A 20497-nucleotide genomic window follows, 5' to 3' on the forward strand; every position below is an offset into this window, starting at 1 on the left:
GAGGAGCATCAAGACGCTGGCGCGGCCCGCGCACGGTCGTCCTCGCGAGCGCAGCGAAGCAACCCCGTCTCGCGCGACGCCTGCCGATGTCGTGCAGCCCTGGGTCGCTTCGCTGCGCTCGCGATGACGGCGGCCCCGAATACCCAGTCTCAAGTGGGCCGGGTGCGACGCCTCAGTCTTCTGCTTGCCCCCTACAGCAGCGCGAGATCCGCCGGCTCCGCGCTCGGGAAGATCCGGCGCAAACTCGCCTGATCGAGCCCGTAGAGGCGCCGGAACAGCCCGCCGAGCAGCCCCCGGTAATCGGTGAGCACCGGATAGTCCCGGTTCTGGAACAGGTGCGCCTCGTCGGCGCGCACCTGCGGTCCGGCGATTCGCCCACCCCGGACGCCGCCGCCCAGGATCCAGTAGACGCTGCCATGGCCATGGTCGGTGCCGCGGCTGCCGTTCTCCCGGAAGGTGCGCCCGAACTCCGACAGCACGACCACCACCGTGTCGGACCAGCCGGGCCCGATCTCCTCGACGAAGCCGGACAGGCCCCGCCCCAGCTCGCCGAGCCGGTCGGCGAGGTAGCCGGTGCCGGCACCCTGGTTCACGTGCGTGTCCCAGCCGCCGACATCCACGAAGCCGAGATTGAAGTTCTCGCGCATCAGGCGGCCGATCCGCCGCGCCGACAGCTCGAAGCCCTTGGGCGAGACCGCTCCGCGGTCGGCCTGACCGGCATGGTCGGAAATCGTCTGGTAGACCGCGTCGCGCACCCGGAACCCCTCGGTCACGGCGGCGGCCAGCTTGGTGTCGCTGTACATGGCGGCGATGAGGCGCGCCTGCCGGTCGTCGATGCCGGGCTTGCCGACGCCGTTGATGGCGATGTTGGGCACCGTCTCGCCGCCCCGGAAGATCAGCGGCATCTGATCCGTGAAGGCGATCGGCCGGACCCGGGTCAGCTCCGCGGCCAGCCGGGCCATGAAGCCGGAATTGTAGTCGCGGCCGGACCCGACCGTCTGGCCCATCTCGATCGTGTCCTGGGTCTCGAAATGGCTCCGGGTCATGTCGTCGGTGCCGGCGAAGGGCACGAAGGCGGCCTGACCCTTGGCGTAGAGCGGCAGGAGCGTCTCGCGCAACGCCGGGTGCAGGCTCCAGTCGGCGTCGAGCGCCAGGGCGGCCTTCGGGTCGGCGGCGTCCGGCTTGGCGATCGCGAGGTTCGGCCGCGACCGGTAGTAGAAGTCGCTGCCGGTGGGGATCACCACGTTGGCGGCATCGTAGGCGCCGCGCAGGAACACCACGAGGAGGCGCGCATCGGTCTTGGGGGCCGCCCAGACGCGGCCGGCCACCGTGGACAGGCCGAAAGCCGCGGCGGCGCGGATCAGGTCGCGACGGTTCATCGCATGAACTCCGGCGAGGCGAGGTAGAGGGTGTTCCAGTCCTGCGGCGACACCGCCTGGGCGAGCGCCGCCCGCGTCGCCGCCGACAGGGTGCCGGACAGCGTCGAGAAGTAGAGCCCGTTGGCGAGCACCGGGAAGGCCGGCTCCTCGGCCTGATCGGGCAGCGTCGGCTTGAACAGGCCGGCCGAGCCCGACCCGATCTGCCGGGCGATCTCGAACCGCGTCGCGAGCTGCCCGGGGCCGCTCCAGGCGGCGGCGTCGAGGGGGTAGCCGTCCGGCGTCGACCGGTTGAACAGGCCCTCGCCGAGGCGGTTCAGCCAGCCGAGCACCGGGCCGGCGTTGCGGATCACCCTTGTGTCGTAGGCCATGCGCAGGGCGGAGAAGACGTAGCGCACCGGGTCCTTGAAGGCGCCGCCGCGCTCGGCCGTGAAGGCCGGCTCGCGCACCAGCGCCTCCATCACCGCGGCGATGTCGCCGTCGCTGCGAGTGAAGACGGCGGCGAGCCGCGCCACCAGGGCGTCGTCGGGCGGCTGCCCGAGGAAGTAGGTGGCGAGCGCCCGGGAGACGTTGGTGGCGGTGGCGGGATGGCGGGCGATCAGATCCACCGCCTCCTCGATCTCCGGCCAGCCGCGTCCCTGGATGCGGGTCCCGAGGAAGACCTTGTCGCCGTAATCGTGCCGGTTGGGGTTGAACGCGAACAGGCCGTCCCGGCGGAAATCGGCGGCATGCTCGGGGCGAAGCTTCGGGGTCTCGGGCTTCATGTTGATGCCGACCCCGCTCAGGATCCGGGCCAGCGCCTCGACATCGCCCTGCGTGTAGCCGGAGCCGACACCCATCGTGTGCAGCTCCATGATCTCGCGGGCGTAGTTCTCGTTCGGCCGGCCGGCCGCGTTGGCGTCGTTGTCGAGGTAGCGCAGCATCGCCGGGTGGCGCAGGCTCGCCATCAGCAGGTCGCGGAAGCGCCCGAGCACGTGCGGGCGGATCGCGGTGTCGAGGTAGTCGCCCACCGCGGCGCGCAGGGTGGACTTGCCCTGATGCACGTTGAACCGGTTGAACCAGAACCACGTCAGCCGCTCGCGCAGCTGATCGGGGCTGTAGAGCGCCCGCAGCACCCAGACGGAGGCGGCGTTCCGCGCGGCCATGTTCAGCGCGGCCTGGAAGGCCTGCTGGGCGGCCTTCTTGGCGTCGGGGTCCTGGATGTCCTTGAACGCCTTGGCCTGCGCATCCAGCGCCTGGGCCCGTTCGAACAGGCTGCCCGGCGGGGTCAGCGCGTCGACCTGCGCCTGGGCGGCGGGCGGCAGGCGCGATTCGGCCGGCGGATGGAGCTGGGCCTGCAGCCACCGTGCCCGCCCCTCCGCGGTGAGCTGCGCGAAGGCAGACGGGGTGGCGCCCCAGGTCAGGGCATCGAGGAAGGCAACATTGGCCGCGGCGGCCTGCGGCGACGCGTCGGCCGCACGGGGCCCCGGGCCCGCCCAGGCCACCAACAGACCAGCAACCAGACAACAGCGTGTTGCGGCGCGCGACATCGCAGCCTCGCGGTGCGTGGATCGGTCGGGGCAGCGTGGTGTCGTGTCCCTGTACCGTGCCTGAAAGGCAGCCCCATCCTGCCGGCGTCTTTGCCAATATCGGGGCTTGCCGCTACACGATCCCGAGACCGCGCGAATGCCGCGCCGCGCACCACCACGTTCCGCCGATCCAGAGCGTTCGCTCCATGCTGATGCAGACCAAGACCGAGGCGAGGCCGGCCGATCCGGTGTCGCGGCGGCGCACCTTCGCGATCATCTCCCACCCGGACGCGGGCAAGACCACGCTCACCGAGAAGCTGCTCCTGTTCGGGGGCGCGATCCAGCTCGCCGGCGAGGTGAAGGCCAAGCGCAACCGGGTCTCGACCCGGTCCGACTGGATGGGGATCGAGAAGGAGCGCGGCATCTCGGTGGTCACCTCGGTGATGACCTTCGAGTACGGCGATTGCGTCTTCAACCTCCTCGATACGCCCGGCCACGAGGACTTCTCGGAGGACACCTACCGGACGCTCACGGCGGTCGATTCGGCCGTCATGGTGATCGATGCGGCGAAGGGGATCGAGGCGCGCACCCGCAAGCTGTTCGAGGTCTGCCGCCTCCGCGACATCCCGATCGTCACCTTCATCAACAAGCTCGACCGCGAGGCCCGGGACCCGTTCGAGCTGCTCGACGAGATCGAGAAGACGCTGGCGCTGGACGTCGCCCCGGTGACGTGGCCGATCGGCACCGGCCGCAACTTCTCGGGAACTTACGAACTCGGCGGCAACCGCGTGCGCCGGCTCGACGCCGCCGAGGATGCCGGGATGGTGGCGGTGTCCGGCCCGGACGACCCGCTGTTCGACGAGCTGCTCACCGAGGACGGCGCGGCGGACGCGTGGCGCGAGGAGGTGGAGCTGGCCGAGGGCGGCCTGAAGCCCTTCGACCTCGACGCGTTCCGCGAAGGACACCTGACGCCGGTGTTCTTCGGCTCGGCGCTGCGCAATTTCGGCGTGCGCGACCTCATCGACGGTCTCGCCAAGGTGGCCCCGCCGCCCCGCGGCCAGGACGCCGACAAGCGCCTCGTCGAGCCGACCGAGCCGCGGATGACCGGCTTCGTGTTCAAGATCCAGGCGAACATGGACCCGAACCACCGGGACCGGATCGCCTTCATGCGGGTCTGCTCGGGCAAGCTCAACCGGGGCATGAAGGCCCGGCTGGTGCGCACCGGCAAGCCGATCTCGCTCTCGGCGCCGCAATTCTTCTTCGCCCAGGACCGGGCCATCGCCGACGAGGCCTATGCCGGCGACGTGGTCGGCATCCCGAACCACGGTACCCTCCGGATCGGCGACACGCTCACCGAGGGCGAGGACCTCGTGTTCCGCGGCGTGCCGAGCTTCGCCCCCGAGATCCTGCGCCGGATCAAGCTCACCGACGCCATGAAGGCCAAGAAGCTCCGCGAGGCGCTGCAGCAGATGGGCGAGGAAGGCGTCGTCCAGGTCTTCGTGCCGCAGGACGGCAGCCAGGCGATCGTCGGCGTGGTCGGGGCGCTCCAGCTCGACGTGCTCAAGGAACGGCTCCAGGCCGAGTACGGCCTGCCGGTGGATTACGAGACCTCGCGGTTCTCGGTCTGCCGCTGGGTGTCGTCCGACTCGGAGGCGGAACTCGACAAGTTCGTCGATTCGCACGGCTCGGCCATGGCCAAGGACCTCGACGGGGCCCCGGTCTTCATGGCGACCACGGCGTTCTCGCTCCGCTACGAAGAGGAGCGCTACCCGGCGGTGCGCTTCACCGATGTGAAGGACTATCAGAAGCGGGCGGTGTGAGCCGGTCCGGAGCCCCGCTCCGACAGCGGGCGCCGCGCGTCGTCGCGCGCGGCGTAACAATCCAACGGCGCCACGCTCATCGCGGCGGCGCTGCCCGGACCGCTGTGCCGCCCCCGCGACGCCAGGGCCGCGTCAGAACTTGCCGAGCATCGGGAATTCGACGCTCAGACTCGACTCCGAGGCGATCGGCATTTCGCGTTTGCGCGGCTTGCGGTTGAGCACCTGCTTCAGCTTCGACTTCAACACCGCCATGTCGAAGGGCTTGAGGATGAAGGCGTCGGCGCCCGCCTGGTGGGCGAGGTTGATGTCCTCGAAGTCGAAGGACGATTCGGTGAGCATGAAGGGCGTGTTCATCAGCGCGTCGTCGGCCCGGATCTCGCGCAGCAGGCTGAGCCCGTCCATCGGCTCCATGTCGAGGTCGGAGATCACCAGGGCGTAGCGGCGCTGCCGCATCCGCTCCAGGGCCTCCGTCGCGCTTGTGACGCCCTCGACATCCGGGAAGCCGATGCGTGTCATCAGCATCACGATCAGCCGGAGAAGCTTCTCCTGATCGTCGACGATGAGGATCGGGGGCGTATCGCTCTCGGACATCGGCGCGGCTCAGATGAAAAGATGGTCGATGCCCTGCCGGGACATCGCGTCGGATTGGAGCGACAGGCAAAGCCCGTGGATCGCGGATGCCTTCGGCGTGCCGCGCTGGAGCATCGGCAGAAGGTTGGCCTTCGCAAACAGCGTGTCGTTGCCGGCGGTACGCTGCGCGCTCTTGAACGAGTGGACGAACTCGCGCTTGGCGATTTCGCGCCACTCGCTGATCTGGACATCCCGGTGGCGGCTGTCCGCGCTCACCCGGTCGAAGGTCTCGTGCACCGACGAGCGCTCGCCTTCGATCACCTGGCAGGCGAAATTTCCCTCGATGACCAGGAAGCTTGTGATCACCGCAAACTCGTTCTTCTTCTGGGCGGTCCGGCCGATTTCATTGATCTGCTCGGACCTCTTCGCCGGTTCAGACGAGAGGTTCAGGCGTGAGAAGTAGATGATGTGGACGAGGCTCGTCCGTTTCGCCCGCATGATCCCGAGATCCGAAATCCGTATCCGTTCGACGCTTCCGGTCAGGACGCACCGCGCGTGGCCCTGGCCCGGCCGTATCTTCGCGCGTGTGGAATAACACCGCGTAAACGCGGCCCGATCGCGTCTGACCGGGCTTGGACCCCACCCGGCAGGATCTGCCGGGACCGCCGCCGCGCCCGGCGAACCCTGCCGGGTTCGGAACGCCGCGGCTCCGAAATATCAAAGACTTAGCCCTGGCATGCCGGTTGCGGCGCATCGAGCCTGCGGGCCAGAGCGGCGCGTATTGGGATCGTTCGCCATGGATCTTTTTTCCGCCCTGCAGACCTCGGTCTCCGGTCTCCAGGCGCAGTCCTATGCCATCAGCAACATCTCCGGGAACATCGCGAACTCGCAGACGACCGGCTACAAGCGCATCGACACCAGCTTCGTCGATCTGATGGCCGAGACGACGCCGAAACGCGAGGTCGCCGGATCCGTCCTGGCCCAGTCGCAGCTGACGAACACGATTGCCGGCAACGTGGTCTCGTCCAGCGTACCGACCAACATGTCGATCAGCGGCACCGGTTTCTTCACCGTGGTGCAGAAGACCGGTGACGCGAACAATTCGCCAACCTTCAGCGGCGCGAATGTCTACACGCGTCGCGGCGACTTCTCGCAGGACAAGGACGGTTATTTGGTCAACGGCGCGGGTGGGTACCTGACCGGGACCAACCTCGATCCCACGACCGGTCAGGTCACCAGCACGGGCCCCGTCAACATCGGCAACCTGACTCTTCCGGCGCAAGAGACGAAGACGATCACGTATTCGGCCAACCTGCCGGCCACGCCCACGGTGAGCGCCTCGGCTCAGCCACCCAACAGCATCGCCGGTCCATCGATCACGGGCTACACCACGACCGGGGCACCGGTGACGATCAGCATGCGCTGGGTTCAGACGACGACGGCCGGCACCTCGCCCTCGTCGTGGGACTTGTACTACAACAGCAGCACCACCGACACGCCGTCTTGGACGCAGACCGGGCCGGCCTTCACGTTCGACTCAACCGGTAAGCTCACGAGCCCGGCCTCCACCACGCCGGTACCGCTGACCGGCGTGCAGATCGGCGACTATACCTTCTCGTCGCTCAGCCTGGATATCAGCGGCGGGCTGACCCAATACGCGGATGCCAGCGGTGCCGTGACCACCAAGGCGCTGAGCCAGAGCGGCAATAGTGCCGGCACCCTGATGAGCGTCGCCGTGGGTGAGGACGGCAAGATCAACGGCACATTCTCGAACGGTTCGGTGATTCCCGTCGCGACCGTGGGCATCTCGCAATTCGCCGATCCCGACGGGCTGAAGGCCGACGGGAAGGGGAATTATCTGCAGACGGCCGATTCCGGGCCGCCGCTCACCGGTCTCAACGGCAGCACGATCAATGGTGCCAGCATCGAGCAATCCAATACCGACATTGCCAGCGAATTTTCTAAGATGATCGTAACCCAGCAGGCGTACTCTGCGAACACGCGGGTCATGTCGACGGCGCAGACGATGATGTCTGATCTGCTGAACGTGATTCGCTGATTGAGGCCGGGGCTCGCGACGCGGAGGCCGTGATATGTCGCTGAACGCGATTTCGACCGCGACCGCGGGTCTGGCCGCCACGCAGGCGGCCATCAACATCGTCTCGCAGAACGTCGCCAATGCGGGGACTGCGGGCTACGTCAAGCGGACGGTCTCGACGGTCGCCACCGGCACCAACAATTCGGGTGTCGCCGTCGGGACGATCACCCGCAGCTTCGACGCTGCGGCCCTGAACCAGCTCCGGCTGGAGACATCGGGGGCTGCCTACACCAGCACCAAGGCCGGCATTGCCACCCAGCTCGATGCCCTCTACGGGACGCCGGGCAGTTCGACCTCCCTCGACGGTACGCTGAACACCTTCACGCAGTCGCTTCAAGAACTCGCGGCGAATCCGACCTCGGCGGCCGCCCGCACGACGGTGCTGGGCAACGCCTCCTCGCTCGCGAGCCTGATCAACAGTTCCGCCGGCACTGTTCAGAACCTGCGTACCGGCATCGAATCGCAACTGGGCAGCGATACGAGCGCCGCCAGCACGCTGCTGGCCAATATCGCGACCCTGAACGGCAAGATCCAGAACAACACCGACAGCACCACGCTGACCGCCCTTCAGGACCAGCGCGACCAGGCGATCAACAGCCTGTCCAGTTACATGGATGTCCAGACGTCCGATCAGAGGGACGGAACGGTCTCGGTGATGACCCGGTCGGGGGTCACACTGGTGGATCACGGAAACGCGGCGACGCTCAGCTTCGACGGACGCGGGATCCTCGACGCCAATTCCGCCTATTCCACCGATCCGACGCAGCGCACGGTCGGCACCATCACGGCCACGCTGCCGGGCGGCGGCAAGATCGATCTCGGCGCCCCCGGCGTGCTGCGCTCCGGGAGCTTGGCCGCCGGGATCGAACTGCGCGACCAGACCCTGCCGCAGGCGCAACGTCAGCTGGACGACCTCGCGGCCGGCCTGGCCAGCGCGCTCAGCGACAAGACCGTCACCGGCACGTCCAACGGCACGCAGACGTCCATCGACCTGACCGGCATCCAGCCGGGCAACACCCTGACCTTCCCGGTGACGGTGAACGGCACGGTGCGCAACGTCATCCTGGTCGCGTCCAACGATGACGCCACGTCAGTCCCCGCGAGCCAGACCAAGGATTCCACGGCCCTCGTCCAGACGTTCAAGATTCCGAGCAGCGGATCGGACTACGCCGGCGCGATCAACACGGCCCTCGGGAATCTCGGTCTCTCCGCCAAAGTTGCGGCTTCGGGCACCGGCGCCGCTCTGGTGATCGGGCCGGCGGCCGGGAGTTCCGACACGGTGACGTCGGCGACGGCCAACATCACCCCGATGTCGTCGGTCAGTGACCTGACCTCGGGCAACCCGTCGCTCGCCCTGTTCGTCGACGGTACGCCCAACAAGCTCTACACCGGCTCGCTCGACAATGGCTCGCAGCTCACCGGATTCGCCCAGCGCATCACGGTCAATGCCGCCCTGTCCGGAAACACGGCGGCGCTCACCCAGACGAGCGCCACCGATCCCAGCGCCTCCGGGTCACGCGCCCAGAAGCTGTTCGCGGCGCTGACCTCCACCCAGCAGACCTTCTCGTCGTCCAGTGGCATCGGCGGTGTCTCGGCGCCCTACAATGCCACCGTGATCGGCTTCGCGCAGGACATCGTCTCGACCCAGGGGGCGGCCTCCGCGAACGCGTCGGCGATCGACGACACCCAGCAGACGGCGCTCTCCACCGCCCAAAGCCGGTTCTCCGCCGGGGCGGGCGTCAATATCGACCAGGAGATGTCGAATCTGATCGCTTTGCAGACCGCCTACGGCGCCAACGCCCGGGTGCTGACGGCGGCCCGCGACATGCTCAACCAGCTGCTGCAGATCTGATCATGACGACGATCACCCCCTTCGCGGCCGGCTCGTACATCACGAATCGCAACGCCTCGCAGCTCCTGACGCTGAAGAACCAGCTCAACGACCTGTCGAACCAGCTCTCCAGCGGTCAGGTCTCGCAGACCTATGGCGGGCTCGGCTCCGGTCGCTCCACAGCGCTGGCGGCTCAGGCCACTTTGAGCGCCCTCAACGGCTATGCCAGCGGCATCACCGCGGCCCAGACCCGGACCAACCTGGCGGTGACGAGCCTGACACAGGTGGCGAGTATCGGGACGAGCACCGCGTCGACCTTGCAGAACGGCCTGCAGAGCGTGGCGGCGAACTCCGTGTCCGGCCGCGCGACGGCGCTGGCCAACCTCCAGACGGTGCTCGACACGCTCAATCAGTCGGCGGCGGGCAATTACCTGTTCGGCGGGACCAACACCGAGACCCAGCCGGTGCTCGATGCGAACACGATCCTCAACGGATCGACCGACTCGACCGGCCAAACGCTCGACGGCCTCACGGATGTCATCAACGAGCGGGTCAGCGCACAGCTGGGCACCCAGGGGAACGGCCGGCTGACGCAGAGCGCGTCGACGGCGATCCCGATCCAGGTCACGGAGGAATCGAACCCCGGGACGCGCGGCAATTTCGGCTTCACCCTCGGCAGCACCGCGACGGCCACGGGAGCTCTGACCGCCTCTGTCTCGAGCACGGTCCCGGCGACCCTGACCGTCAATCTGACGAGCGCGAGCGCTCAGCCGGCCCCCGGCGACAGCATCAGCTTCTCGCTGGTGACACCCGAGGGGACGTCCACGACCATCACGCTGACCGCAGCGACCAGCGTGGTTGCGGGCTCGAACTCCACCTTCGCGATCGGCGCCAACTCCGCCGAAACGATGAAGAACCTCTCCGACACCCTCACGAAGGCGCTGACGGGCGCGGCGAGCAGCACGCTCGCGGTGAAGGCCACAGCCGACGCGGCGACGCAGTTCTTCAGCGGGTCCGTGAACGGGGGGCCGGGCGGAAACGGCGTGATCCCCCAGCGGGTCGTCTATTCCGGAACCAACCCGGTCGGATATGCAAGCCCCGACCCGAACACGACGGTGCTCTGGTACCAGGGCGAGAACACCTACGACACGTCCAAGACGCCGCCGGAGCCGACCTCTGCGATCGACACCCAGTCGGTCCAGATCAGCGCGACCGGCACCGTCGGCACGGGAGCGCGGGCCAACACGGCCGAGATCCAGAACGTGCTGGCGGGCTTGGCGACCATGGCCTACGCCCTGCCGACCACGAACGATGCCAGCACCTACAACACCTATCAGGCCGTCGCGACCAAGGCCGGCGGATTGCTGGCTTCCGCCAGCCAGACCCCCAGCGTCCAGGACACGGTCACGCAACTGACCATCGCATCGGCGCGCCTCTCGAACGCCAGTACGACCAACAAGGCCACCCAGAACACCGTCCAGAACACCCTGGACGGAATCGAGCAGGCCTCCCCCGAGGAGGTGATCACCAAGCTGCTCGACGTGCAGAACCGGCTCCAGGCCAGCTATCAGGTCACCTCGACGCTCTCCAAGCTGTCACTGGTGAACTACATCAGCTGATCGTTCACGGGGATTGGTCCCCGACCGAGCGCGGCCGGTATCCGAAAGATCCGCGATCGGCCCGAGCGACCATAGTCCTGCCGTTTTCCGGGATTGAACCGCGGCGTGCGGACGCGCCCACGCGCCGTGATTCGATCGAGGAGAGGTCGGCATGTCGCTGCCCGGACCCATCGAACTCGTCCTTCGCCTCGGGATCGCGCCGCGGATCGGCGCGATCGGGATGGTGGAACAGGCCGTCGACGCGTATCTTGCGGGCTATGCCCATCCCGGCGAGCGCGCCATCGCCCTCGACATCCTGTTGCGCGACCTCGCCCGTCTGCGCATCCACGAGCCGGATCTCGATCCGTTCATCGGCGAGGTCGAGCAGTACATCGACCAGCTTCACCGGAATCTCGCGCGCCAGGCCGCCTGAGATGCGCGGCCGGCTCCGCATGCTGGCGGTTATGGCGGCTCTCATCGCGGCGGGCCTGTCTGGCGCCGGGACGGCCGCCGCCCTCGATCTCCGGGACCTGCCCAAGACGCCCGGACCTGTGCCGTGCCCCTCCAAGGGGCCGGGCTTCGTGCGCCTGCCGGGGAGCGGCAGCTGCATCCGCATCTCGGGCCGCGTCACGGCGGGAGCGGATCTGGGCGCGGGGCATGGCGTGGCGGCGGCGCCGGCCGTCGCCGGCCGCCTCGCGATCGACAACCGCGCGGACACGGATCTCGGCGAGGTGCGGACCTACCTTCGGATCGGCACCGGCCGCCGTTGAGGCGCGGCTCAGAGGTTGCGCGAGAGGACCAGCGGTCCGCTGCGCACGCCACGGCCGTACGGGGAGGGGGCCGGAATCTGCCGGCCGTAGCCGGACGGCAGCTGAGCCCGGCCGATCTCCTCCGCCAGGGTCTTGATCAGCCCTTCCGATACGGTCTTGGCGCTGGCGAGCACCGTCTGGTTGGCCTCCACGGCCGCGGTGAAACGGCGATGGGCCGTGCGCAGGGCCTCGACCCCGTCGGGATGGAAGCGCTTCAGCGCGACGGCGTTCGCCTTCGCGACCTCGAGGCCCTGCATGTAGGCGGCGGCCAGCGCGGCCTTCGGCTCGGCCGCGGCGACGCCCTCCTGCAGGCGGCCCTCCCGGACGAAGGCAGCCTCCTCGGCGAGCACGGCCTCCAGGGCGGCCATGTTGCCGAGCACGCCGGCCACCAGGGCCTCGGCGGTGACCCGGTCCGCGACGCGCAGCGGTTCAGCCCTTTGCATTGGTCGCTCCCTCGCTCGCCGCACCCTGCATCTTCATGATCTCACGGAAAATCGAATCGGCGATGCCGACGCCGCCGCTCTTCACGATCTGGGTCGCGTATTCCTTGGTCAGCATCGAGCGGTAGACACCGCCGCCGGTGCCGTTCTCGCCCAACGGTCCCTCGGTGCCGTCCGATTGGGTCAGCCGATCCAGGCTGTTCTCCAAGAACATCGATTCGAACTCGGTGGCGGTCTTCCAAGCCTTGGCCTTGCTGGCCGACTTGATGACCCCGTCGACGGCGCTCCCGGCGACCGAGGTCCCGATGCCGGCGGCATTGGCCGCGAGACTGGCGAGTTGCAGCATGGTTCGACCCTCCAGGTCCGGTTGATCACATCAGCTCGATGTCGGCCTGAAGCGCGCCGGCGGCCTTGATCGCCTGCAGGATCGAGATCAGATCCCGCGGGCCGACACCCAGCGCGTTGAGGCCGTCGACCAGCTCGCGCAGGCTGACACCCTCCTTGACCAGGGCGAGCTTGTTGCCGTCGCCGGTATCGACCTTCACGCCGGTGCGCGGCACCACCACGGTGCGGCCATTGGACAGCGGCGCCGGCTGGCTCACCTGCGGCTGTTCCGTGATGGTGACGGTGAGGTTGCCCTGCGCGATCGCCACCGTGGAGACGCGCACGTCCCGGCCCATGACGATGATGCCGGAGCGCTCGTCGACGACGACCCGGGCGGTCTGGTCCGGCTCGACCTTCAACTGCTCCACCTCGGTGATCAGCCGGATCATGTTGCCGTTGTAGCGGGTCGGGATCTGGATCGTGACGGTTGCCGGGTCGGTGGGCTCGGCGGTGTCGGCGCCCATGAAGTCGTTGATCGCGGCGGCGATCCGCTTCGAGGTCGTGAAGTCGGGATTGCGCAGGGAGAGCCGCAGCGCGCGTGCGTCGTTCAGCTTGAAGGCGATCTCGCGCTCGATATTGGCGCCGTTGGAGATCCTGCCGTTCGTCGGCACGCCCCGGGTGATCTTGGCGGCATCGCCCTCGGCCGAGAATCCCGCGATCGCCACCGATCCCTGCGCCAGGGCGTAGACCTCGCCGTCGGCGCCGAGGAGCGGCGTCACCAGCAGGGTGCCGCCCTGGAGGGACTTGGCGTCGCCCAGAGACGAGACCGTCACGTCGATCCGCGTGCCCTGCGCGGCGAAGGGCGGCAGGCTCGCCGTCACCATCACGGCGGCGAGGTTCTGCGTCCGCATCGTGGCGCCGCGGGTGTTGACGCCGAGGCGCTCCAGCATCGCCTGCAGCGACTGCTTGGTGAACGGGATGTTGTTGAGCGTGTCGCCGGTGCCGTTGAGGCCGACCACGATCCCGTAGCCGACGAGCTGGTTCTGGCGGACGCCCTCGATGGAGGCGAGGTCCTTGACGCGCGACAGGGCCAGCGCCGGCCCGGGCAGGGCGGCGAGCAGCAGGGCGCCCGCGACGACACCGAGCAGAAACCGGAGGGGACAGAACGCGTGACGCGGGCGCATGCCGGATTTTCGACCAAGAACGGACCTGCCGCCATCCTGCCAGGGCCGTGCCAGTCGAGCCGGTGCGGCAAGGCTTTGAAGGAATGGTATTTTTCGCTCCGGGTCCCCGGCGGCGCGTTCCGGCGCACCGGGACCGAACCTGCCGACCCGGCAGCTTCTGCCGCCTCGTTTACCCGCGCTTAACCCTAGGGGCCGAGTTTCGGGTCCTGCGCGGGGGCGCTTGGAGCAACGCGAACCGGATCATGCGTGTCGAGACTCGCCAGCCGATCCAGAGTGCCGGCGGCGTCGCGGCTCCCCGGAAGCCCGAGGGGGGCGCCGGCTTCAGCCTCGGTGCGGCCCCGGCTCCCGGGACGGGGGCCGGTGCGCCGGCAGCCGCCGCGACGCTGGCCGGGCTGGACGCGGTCCTGCTTCTCCAGTCCGAGGCCGATACACCCCAGGAGCGGCGGCGGCGCTCGGCCCAGCGCGGCCACGACCTTCTCGATGGTCTCGACCGACTGAAGGCGGCGCTTCTCGGTGGCCGCGTCGCACCGCAGGAGCTGCGCGCCATCGCCGGCCGGCTGAACGAGCGCGCGGGCCTGTCGGGAGATCCGCGGCTGGACGGCCTGATGGCCGAGATCGAGCTGCGGGCCGCGGTGGAACTCGCCAAGCTGGAGATGGCCCGGGGCGTCTGACCGGGCGTCCGCGACCGTCGGCGCGGACAGCGGCACGCCGGCCGGCGGCACCGCGCGCCGCTTCGCGGCGTGCGCGATAGCTTTTGCGTCGGACGCGAGCCCGGCCCGGCTAAACCACCCGCCGCTTCGGTCCCGCCGGCAGCATCTGCGGCTCGCCCGGTCCGGTCTCGACGCCGAGATCCGGCACCGCGATGATCGGCGCGCCGCGCAGGTCCTTGCGGGTGACGATGGCGCCGCGCTCCTCGAGATAGGCCAGCATCCGCCGCGCCCGGCCGCCCGAACTGGTGCCGTAGGCCTCGGCCAGCATGGTGTCGGTCGGGCAGGGGGCACCCTCGATGGCGGCCCGGGCGACCACCAGGAACAGGCCGGCGAGATCGTCCGGCAGGCTCGCCGCGATCGCCTGGGCCTGCTCCCAGCCGGAATTGTCCGCCACCGCGCCCCCGGCCTCGGCCCGCGCCACGGCGAGTCGCCGCTTGAACTCGGGCAGGCCCATCGTGTCGCCCCGCAGTCGGCGGATGCGGCAGCGGACGGTGAAGTCCTGATAGAGCGTCGCGGGCGTGCAGGCGGCGGCGTCGGCATCTGCCAGCACGGAGGCCAGAACCTCGGCGAGGGCCGCCTCGCGAGCCTCCGGGTCCATGGGCTCCTCTTCCGGCTCCTCGGCGGGCACCGGCGGCCGGTAATTGGCGAGCTGGACGAGCACGTCCGGCGCCGGGGTGGGGCGCGGCTTCGGGCGCGGGGCCAACGGCGCCACGATCTCCTCCGGGCTTGCCGTGAGGATCAGCGCGCGGGCGTCTTCCAGGGCGTCGGGCAGGGGGACGAGGACCGGCGAGGAGCTCCGGCTCACGGTCTGGGTCGGTCCGACCGCGATGGTCAGCGGGCGCCGCGACAGGGCCGGGCCGAGGGCCACGAAATGCCCGCGCGGTAGATCGCGGAACGTCTCGGCCTGCCGGCGCTCCAGGCCGAGCAGGTCGGCGGCGCGGGCCATGTCGATGTCGAGGAAGGTCCGGCCCATCAGGAAGTTCGAGGCCTCGGCCGCGACGTTCTTGGCGAGCTTGGCGAGGCGCTGCGTCGCGATGATGCCGGCGAGGCCGCGCTTGCGGCCGCGGCACATGAGGTTGGTCATCGCGCCGAGCGAGAGGCGCCGGGCCTCGTCCGAGACCTCGCCGGCCGCCGCTGGGGCGAAGAGCTGCGCCTCGTCGACGGCCACCAGCATCGGGTACCAATGGTCGCGGTCGGCATCGAACAGGCCGCCCAGGAAGGCCGCAGCGGCCCGCATCTGCCCGTCGGCGTCGAGATTTTCCAACGACAGCACCACCGAGACCCGGTGGGTCCGCACCCGGGCAGCGATGCGCTGCAGGGCGACGTCGTCGCCGTCCGCCTCGACCACCACGTGACCGTAGCGGTCGGCGAGGCTGGCGAAATCGCCTTCGGGGTCGATGATCGCCTGCTGCACGAGGCCGGCGCTCTGCTCCAGCAGCCGCCGCAGCAAATGCGATTTGCCGGACCCCGAATTGCCCTGGACCAGAAGCCGCGTGGCGAGCAGTTCGGTGAGGTCGAGGAGCGCGGGGCGCTCGCCGGTCAGGCCGAGATCGATGTCGGAACGCATAAGGCCTCATAGCACGGCCCGACGGATCCGGGTGCGCCGCCGTCGCGCTGTCCACGCTTCCCGCCATACCAGCCGTGCCGCGCCCGGCCTGGACCCGGACGCCGCGGCCCTGTACGGCCACCGGCCTCCCAGAACGAACCCGGATCTACGACACGATGGCGGCCTGCGGCCTCGATTTCGGTACGTCGAACACCACCCTCGGGCATAACGGCCCGGACGGACCGACGCTGCTGCCCCTGGAAGGCGCGCACCGGACGATCCCCAGCGCGATCTTCTTCGAACTCGGCCGGGAGCCCATCATCGGCCGGGCCGCGACGGCGGCCTATGTCGAGGGCCGGTCCGGCCGGATGATGCGCGGCCTGAAATCCGTCCTCGGCACCCCGCTCATGGATGAGGCCACACCGGTCGGCCGCCAGCGGCTGCGCCTGCGCGACGTCATCGCCCGCTATCTCACGGCCGTGAAGGAGCGCGCCGAGGCCGCCTGCGGCCAGAGCCTCGACAGCGTGGTCCATGGCCGCCCGGTCCACTTCGTCGATGGCGATCCGGAGGCGGACCGCCGGGCCGAAGACACGCTGCGGGACATTGCCCGCGACGTCGGCTTCCGGGAGGTCTCGTTCCAGTACGAGCCGATCGCGGCCGCCCTCGACTACGAGCGGCAGGTCCGGTCCGAGGAGATCGCGCTGGTCGCCGATATCGGCGGCGGCACGTCGGATTTCTCGATCGTGCGCCTCGCGCCGGAGCGCCGGGGGCGGCCGGACCGGGCCGGCGACATCCTGGCCAATGACGGCGTGCGGATCGGCGGCACCGATTTCGACCGTCAGCTCAGCCTCGGCACGGTGATGCCGCTCCTCGGCCTCGGAAGCCCGATGCGCCGGGGCGACCTCGCGGTGCCGAACGCCTATTACCACGACCTCGCCACGTGGTCGGCGATCAACCGTCTCTACAATCAGAAGACCCTGCGGGAGATCGACGAGGTGATCCGCGACGGCGCCCGGCCCGACCTGCTCGCGCGGCTGCGCGAGGCGGTGGAGGGGGAGCGCGGTCACGCCCTGGCCGGAGCGGTGGAAGGCGCCAAGATCGCGGCCTCCGAGCAGGATGCGACGGTGCTCGATCTCGGCCTTCTGGAGCGCGGCCTCTCCGTGCCGGTGGATCGCGCGACCCTGTCGTCCCAGACCGGTGACCTCGCGCGGGCCGTGGCGGCCCGGATCGCGCGCTGCCTCGCGCAGGCGGAATTGCCGGCCGACCGGGTCGACGCCCTGTTCCTGACCGGCGGGTCCACCGGCCTGCCGCATCTGCGCGCCGCGCTTACGGCCGCGCTGCCCGCCGCCCGGGTGGTGGAGGGGGACACGTTCGGTTCGGTAGGGCTCGGCCTGACCATCGAGGCGGCCCGTCGCGGAGCGTGAAGCCGCACCCGGGTGACGTCGCCCGGCCCTCAGGCACTCGGCGTCGCCCGGATGACCTAGAGGGCTGCATCACCCGGGGCGCTTCGACCGGAGACGGGGTCGCTGCAGCGCCGCGCTGCCGAATGGCCGCGACCGCGCGGCTGCGATTGACGGGCCGGCCCTGATCCCCGACAAGGCGGTCCCTTCCGCTCGGAGACAACGGCGGCCCATCCGGGCTCCTCCGCGCCGCCTCGCCCGATGCTGTTCAACTCCTTCGTCTTCCTCCTCGCCTTCCTGCCGGCCGCGCTGATCCTGCACGGGCTGGTGGCGCGCGCCGCGCCCGGGTGGCGGCTGCCGCTCCTGGTCGGCCTGTCCTTCGTGTTCTACGGCTGGTGGGATGTCCGGTTCGTGCCGCTGCTCGCCGGCTCGATCCTGGCGAACTGGTGCGTGGCCCGTCTCTATCGGCACAGGCCCGGCCGATGGCTGATCCCGGTCGCCATCGCCGCCAACCTCGCCCTCCTGGGGGTGTTCAAGTACCTCGATTTCGCAGCCGATCTCGCCAACCTGATCCCCGGCCTGGAGGCGCAGCGGCTCGGCCTCGCCCTGCCGCTCGGCATCTCGTTCTTCACCTTCCACCACATCATGTATCTCGCCGACCTGCGGGCCGGCCGCGCGCCGAGCTTCGGGCTCGTGAAATACGCCCTCTACATCGCCTTCTTCCCGCAGGTTCTCGCCGGCCCGCTCGTGCGCTGGAGCGAGATCATGCACCAGTTCGACGAGGCGCCCTACGCGCGGCCCGACGCCGCCGAGCGCTTCGCCCGCGGGCTGATGCTGCTCACGGTGGGGCTGGCCAAGAAGGTGTTCCTCGGCGATCCGCTCGCGGAATACGTGAATCCCGTGTTCCAGGCCGCCGCCGCCGGCAAGGCCGTCACGGTGGTGGAGGCGTGGCAGGCGACGCTGGGCTTCACCTTCCAGATCTATTTCGACTTCTCCGGCTACACCGACATGGCGCTGGGCATCGCGCTGCTGTTCGGCCTCGTCCTGCCCCAGAATTTCGACGCGCCCTACCGCGCCACCTCCCTGCGCGACTTCTGGCGGCGTTGGCACATGACCCTGTCGCGCTTCCTGCGCGACTACCTCTACGTGCCGATGGGCGGGAACCGCCGCGGGCTGCCGCGGCAGGTCGGGGCGCTCGCCGCCACCATGACGCTGGGCGGCCTCTGGCATGGGGCGGGCCTGACCTTCCTCGCCTGGGGGGCGCTCCACGGGATCGGCCTCGGGGCCGGGGTGCTGGCGCGCCGCGCCCGGATCGCGATCCCCGCGCCCCTCGGCTGGGCGCTCACCAGCCTGTTCGTCGTGCTCACCTGGGTGCTGTTCCGGGCGACGAGCTTCGAGGCGGCCCTCGTGATCTTCAAGGGCCTGTTCGGGCTGGCGCCCAGAGGCTCGGGCTTCAAGTGGCGCACCATCGCCATCGCCGCCCTGGTCGCCACGGTCGGGCCCACCGCCTGGACTGCGGTGCACCGCCTGCCGCCGCGGCGGCTCCTCGCCTGCGGCTTCGCGCTGCTGTTCGTGCTCGTCCTGCTGAAGATCGGCGACGATGCGAACTACGAGTTCATCTACTTCCAGTTCTGAGGATGGCGCCCGCTCCCCCCACCACCGACCGGGACTGGCGTGCCTTCGCCCGCACCCTGGCGCTGTCGATGGTCGGCCTGTTCGCAGGCTATCTGGCCCTCGCGGTCTTGGTCGACCCCTACGATACCGGACGCTCGACGCTGCTGTCCCGGGGCGCCGTGCGGCCGCAGGGACCCCGCACCGCCTCGGCCATGCGCGGGCGCGATCCGGCCTATTCAGGCGTGGTGATCGGCAATTCGCATATCCAGCTGATCGAGCCGGCAGCCCTGACGCGGCTCACCGGCATTCCGTTCCTGCAGCTCTCGGTGCCGGCCACCGGTCCCTCCGAGCAGTTCGCCCTGCTCGGCTGGTATCTGAAGCACCATGCGAGTCCCGACGCGATCGTGCTCTCGGCCGACGCATTCTGGTGCGCGGACGACCCCGCCTTTCCGAGCGAGCATGGATTCCCCTACTGGCTCGTGGGCGACTGGCCCGCCTATCTGAGGGGGCTCATCCGCTTCTCGGCCGCGCAGGAGACGGTCAACCGCCTCGGCTGGCTCCTGAATCCGCGCCACAAGACCGCCGCGGCCGACGGCTGGTGGGATTACGAGCGCAACTACCTGAGCCAGGGCTTCGGCGTCGATCCGGCCAAGAAGGCGGCCCTGGAAAAGCCGGTCGGACCCGAGCCGGAGCCGCATCATGGCGGCCCGTTCCCGATCGCAGCGCGGCTGCGCACCGAGCTGGCCCGTATCCCGGCGGGGACGCCGGTCGTGGTGGTCTTTCCCCCGGTCTACGCGCGGGCCGAGCCGCCGCCCGGCAGCCCTCGGGCGCGGGCCGAGGCCGCCTGCCGGGCCGAAGTGCGCGCGGTGCTCGCGCAGCACGCCCTGAGCACGGTGGTCGACTGGCGCGACGGCCGGTCCGCGGCGGCAGATCCGGACCAGTTCTTCGATCAGACCCATTACAGGCTGCCGCTCGCCCGAAGCCTCACCGCTGAAATCGCCGCCGCGATCGTACGGCTGCGGACCCGATGACAGCGTAAAAGATCTGTACCGTGGCCTGTTTGCCGCACGCGGCGATGCAGTGACAGCCGGTTACAACCCCTGCATCTGTGTGCGTTGTAGCGCTGAGGCACCTCGACTATACGGCACCTCACGTTATCGCCGCACACCGGCCATCCCCTGGTGGGCGGTTTACCATCCAGCGAGGGTGACGCATGGCGAAGGTGCAGCTGGAGGACGGCTACGTCCCGTCCGACGACGAGCCCTTCATGAATGACCGGCAGCGCGAATACTTTCGGCGCAAGCTGCTGAGCTGGAAGAACGACATCCTGCGCGAGGCGCAGGATACGCTGGTGGCGCTCCAGAGCGAGAACGAGAACCATCCCGACCTCGCCGACCGCGCCTCGTCCGAGACGGACCGGGCGATCGAGCTCCGGGCGCGGGACCGGCAGCGGAAGCTCACCGGCAAGATCGACGCGGCTCTCGCCCGGATCGAGGACGGGTCCTACGGCTTCTGCGAGGAGACCGGCGAGCCGATCTCCCTGCGCCGGCTCGACGCGCGGCCGATCGCCACCCTGTCGCTCGAAGCCCAGGAGCGGCACGAGCGCCGCGAGCGGGTCTACCGCGACGACTGAGCGCGGTCCGGCTCAACGCCGGGGCGCCGCTTTTTC

Annotated in this window: 19 protein-coding genes; 11 read left to right on the plus strand and 8 right to left on the minus strand. The window is 69.5% G+C overall.

All coding sequences use genetic code 11. The features are described from left to right. Positions 1-191: 191 nt before the first annotated feature. Positions 192-1379, minus strand: a complete 1188-nt coding sequence (locus tag P9K36_RS29995) for a DUF1501 domain-containing protein (RefSeq protein ID WP_043381744.1) — start codon at positions 1377-1379, stop codon at positions 192-194. Beyond that, on the minus strand, positions 1376-2905 hold the full coding sequence (locus P9K36_RS30000; protein WP_278306325.1) for a DUF1800 domain-containing protein: 1530 nt from the start codon (positions 2903-2905) through the stop codon (positions 1376-1378). Before P9K36_RS30000 ends, P9K36_RS29995 begins: the two co-directional genes overlap by 4 nt. 185 nt (positions 2906-3090) lie before the next feature. On the opposite strand from P9K36_RS30000, the gene P9K36_RS30005 reads away from it, so the two are divergent. Then, positions 3091-4704: a peptide chain release factor 3 gene (locus P9K36_RS30005; RefSeq protein WP_043381739.1), complete on the plus strand. Its 1614-nt coding sequence runs from the start codon at positions 3091-3093 to the stop codon at positions 4702-4704. Between the two features lie 132 nt (positions 4705-4836). Here P9K36_RS30005 and P9K36_RS30010 read toward each other — a convergent pair whose 3' ends face one another. Both P9K36_RS30010 and P9K36_RS30015 read right to left on the minus strand, forming a co-directional pair. Further along, complete coding sequence (locus tag P9K36_RS30010) at positions 4837-5295, minus strand: response regulator (RefSeq protein WP_043352244.1); 459 nt, start codon at positions 5293-5295, stop codon at positions 4837-4839. A 9-nt stretch (positions 5296-5304) separates the two neighbouring features. Beyond that, the gene (locus P9K36_RS30015; protein WP_043352241.1) at positions 5305-5772 is read right to left on the minus strand and encodes a BLUF domain-containing protein; all 468 of its coding nucleotides are present in this window, start codon (positions 5770-5772) and stop codon (positions 5305-5307) included. 298 nt (positions 5773-6070) lie between these two features. Between P9K36_RS30015 and P9K36_RS30020 the strand changes: the two genes are divergently transcribed. The 5 genes from P9K36_RS30020 to P9K36_RS30040 all read left to right on the plus strand — a co-directional run bounded on the left by P9K36_RS30020 (position 6071) and on the right by P9K36_RS30040 (position 11571). Beyond that, positions 6071-7333 carry a flagellar hook-basal body complex protein gene (locus tag P9K36_RS30020; protein WP_043352240.1) on the plus strand — a complete coding sequence of 421 codons (1263 nt, stop codon included), beginning with the start codon at positions 6071-6073 and terminating at the stop codon, positions 7331-7333. A 34-nt stretch (positions 7334-7367) separates the two neighbouring features. Continuing rightward, a complete protein-coding gene (gene flgK, locus P9K36_RS30025; protein ID WP_043760449.1) occupies positions 7368-9224 on the plus strand; it encodes a flagellar hook-associated protein FlgK in 1857 nt (618 codons plus the stop codon). Positions 9225-9226: 2 nt separating this feature from the next. Beyond that, positions 9227-10822, plus strand: a complete 1596-nt coding sequence (locus tag P9K36_RS30030; protein ID WP_043760451.1) for a flagellin — start codon at positions 9227-9229, stop codon at positions 10820-10822. 151 nt (positions 10823-10973) lie between these two features. Continuing rightward, complete coding sequence (locus P9K36_RS30035; protein WP_043352235.1) at positions 10974-11234, plus strand: hypothetical protein; 261 nt, start codon at positions 10974-10976, stop codon at positions 11232-11234. Position 11235: 1 nt separating this feature from the next. Beyond that, positions 11236-11571, plus strand: coding sequence for a hypothetical protein (locus tag P9K36_RS30040; RefSeq protein WP_043760453.1), 336 nt, complete (start codon positions 11236-11238; stop codon positions 11569-11571). 8 nt (positions 11572-11579) lie between these two features. Here P9K36_RS30040 and P9K36_RS30045 read toward each other — a convergent pair whose 3' ends face one another. Genes P9K36_RS30045 through P9K36_RS30055 form a run of 3 tightly spaced genes read right to left on the minus strand, consistent with a single transcriptional unit; the run spans position 11580 to position 13558 of the window. Beyond that, complete coding sequence (locus P9K36_RS30045) at positions 11580-12053, minus strand: hypothetical protein (protein ID WP_043352231.1); 474 nt, start codon at positions 12051-12053, stop codon at positions 11580-11582. Continuing rightward, entirely contained in the window at positions 12040-12396 is a 357-nt protein-coding gene (locus tag P9K36_RS30050) for a rod-binding protein (RefSeq protein ID WP_043352229.1), read from the minus strand. The genes P9K36_RS30045 and P9K36_RS30050 overlap by 14 nt, the downstream gene beginning before the upstream one ends. A 25-nt stretch (positions 12397-12421) precedes the next feature. Beyond that, the gene (locus P9K36_RS30055; protein ID WP_043352227.1) at positions 12422-13558 is read right to left on the minus strand and encodes a flagellar basal body P-ring protein FlgI; all 1137 of its coding nucleotides are present in this window, start codon (positions 13556-13558) and stop codon (positions 12422-12424) included. Positions 13559-13800: 242 nt separating this feature from the next. Between P9K36_RS30055 and P9K36_RS30060 the strand changes: the two genes are divergently transcribed. Continuing rightward, the gene (locus P9K36_RS30060; RefSeq protein ID WP_043760456.1) at positions 13801-14229 is read left to right on the plus strand and encodes a flagellar assembly protein FliX; all 429 of its coding nucleotides are present in this window, start codon (positions 13801-13803) and stop codon (positions 14227-14229) included. A 109-nt stretch (positions 14230-14338) separates the two neighbouring features. Here the strand turns inward: P9K36_RS30060 and P9K36_RS30065 are convergent, their stop codons facing one another. Then, complete coding sequence (locus P9K36_RS30065) at positions 14339-15835, minus strand: ATP-binding protein (protein WP_043381719.1); 1497 nt, start codon at positions 15833-15835, stop codon at positions 14339-14341. A 155-nt stretch (positions 15836-15990) separates the two neighbouring features. Here P9K36_RS30065 and P9K36_RS30070 point away from each other — a divergent pair, with 155 nt between their 5' ends. From P9K36_RS30070 to dksA, 4 genes are all read left to right on the plus strand, one after another. After that, on the plus strand, positions 15991-17238 hold the full coding sequence (locus P9K36_RS30070) for an Hsp70 family protein (protein ID WP_278306326.1): 1248 nt from the start codon (positions 15991-15993) through the stop codon (positions 17236-17238). 237 nt (positions 17239-17475) lie between these two features. Next, positions 17476-18849 carry an MBOAT family O-acyltransferase gene (locus P9K36_RS30075; RefSeq protein WP_043381714.1) on the plus strand — a complete coding sequence of 458 codons (1374 nt, stop codon included), beginning with the start codon at positions 17476-17478 and terminating at the stop codon, positions 18847-18849. Between the two features lie 2 nt (positions 18850-18851). Further along, on the plus strand, positions 18852-19859 hold the full coding sequence (locus tag P9K36_RS30080; protein ID WP_278306327.1) for a hypothetical protein: 1008 nt from the start codon (positions 18852-18854) through the stop codon (positions 19857-19859). 182 nt (positions 19860-20041) lie between these two features. Then, on the plus strand, positions 20042-20461 hold the full coding sequence (gene dksA, locus P9K36_RS30085; protein WP_012322444.1) for an RNA polymerase-binding protein DksA: 420 nt from the start codon (positions 20042-20044) through the stop codon (positions 20459-20461). Positions 20462-20497: the final 36 nt, after the last annotated feature.

It is taken from the genome of Methylobacterium sp. 391_Methyba4 (assembly GCF_029691625.1).
Taxonomy (GTDB): domain Bacteria; phylum Pseudomonadota; class Alphaproteobacteria; order Rhizobiales; family Beijerinckiaceae; genus Methylobacterium; species Methylobacterium fujisawaense.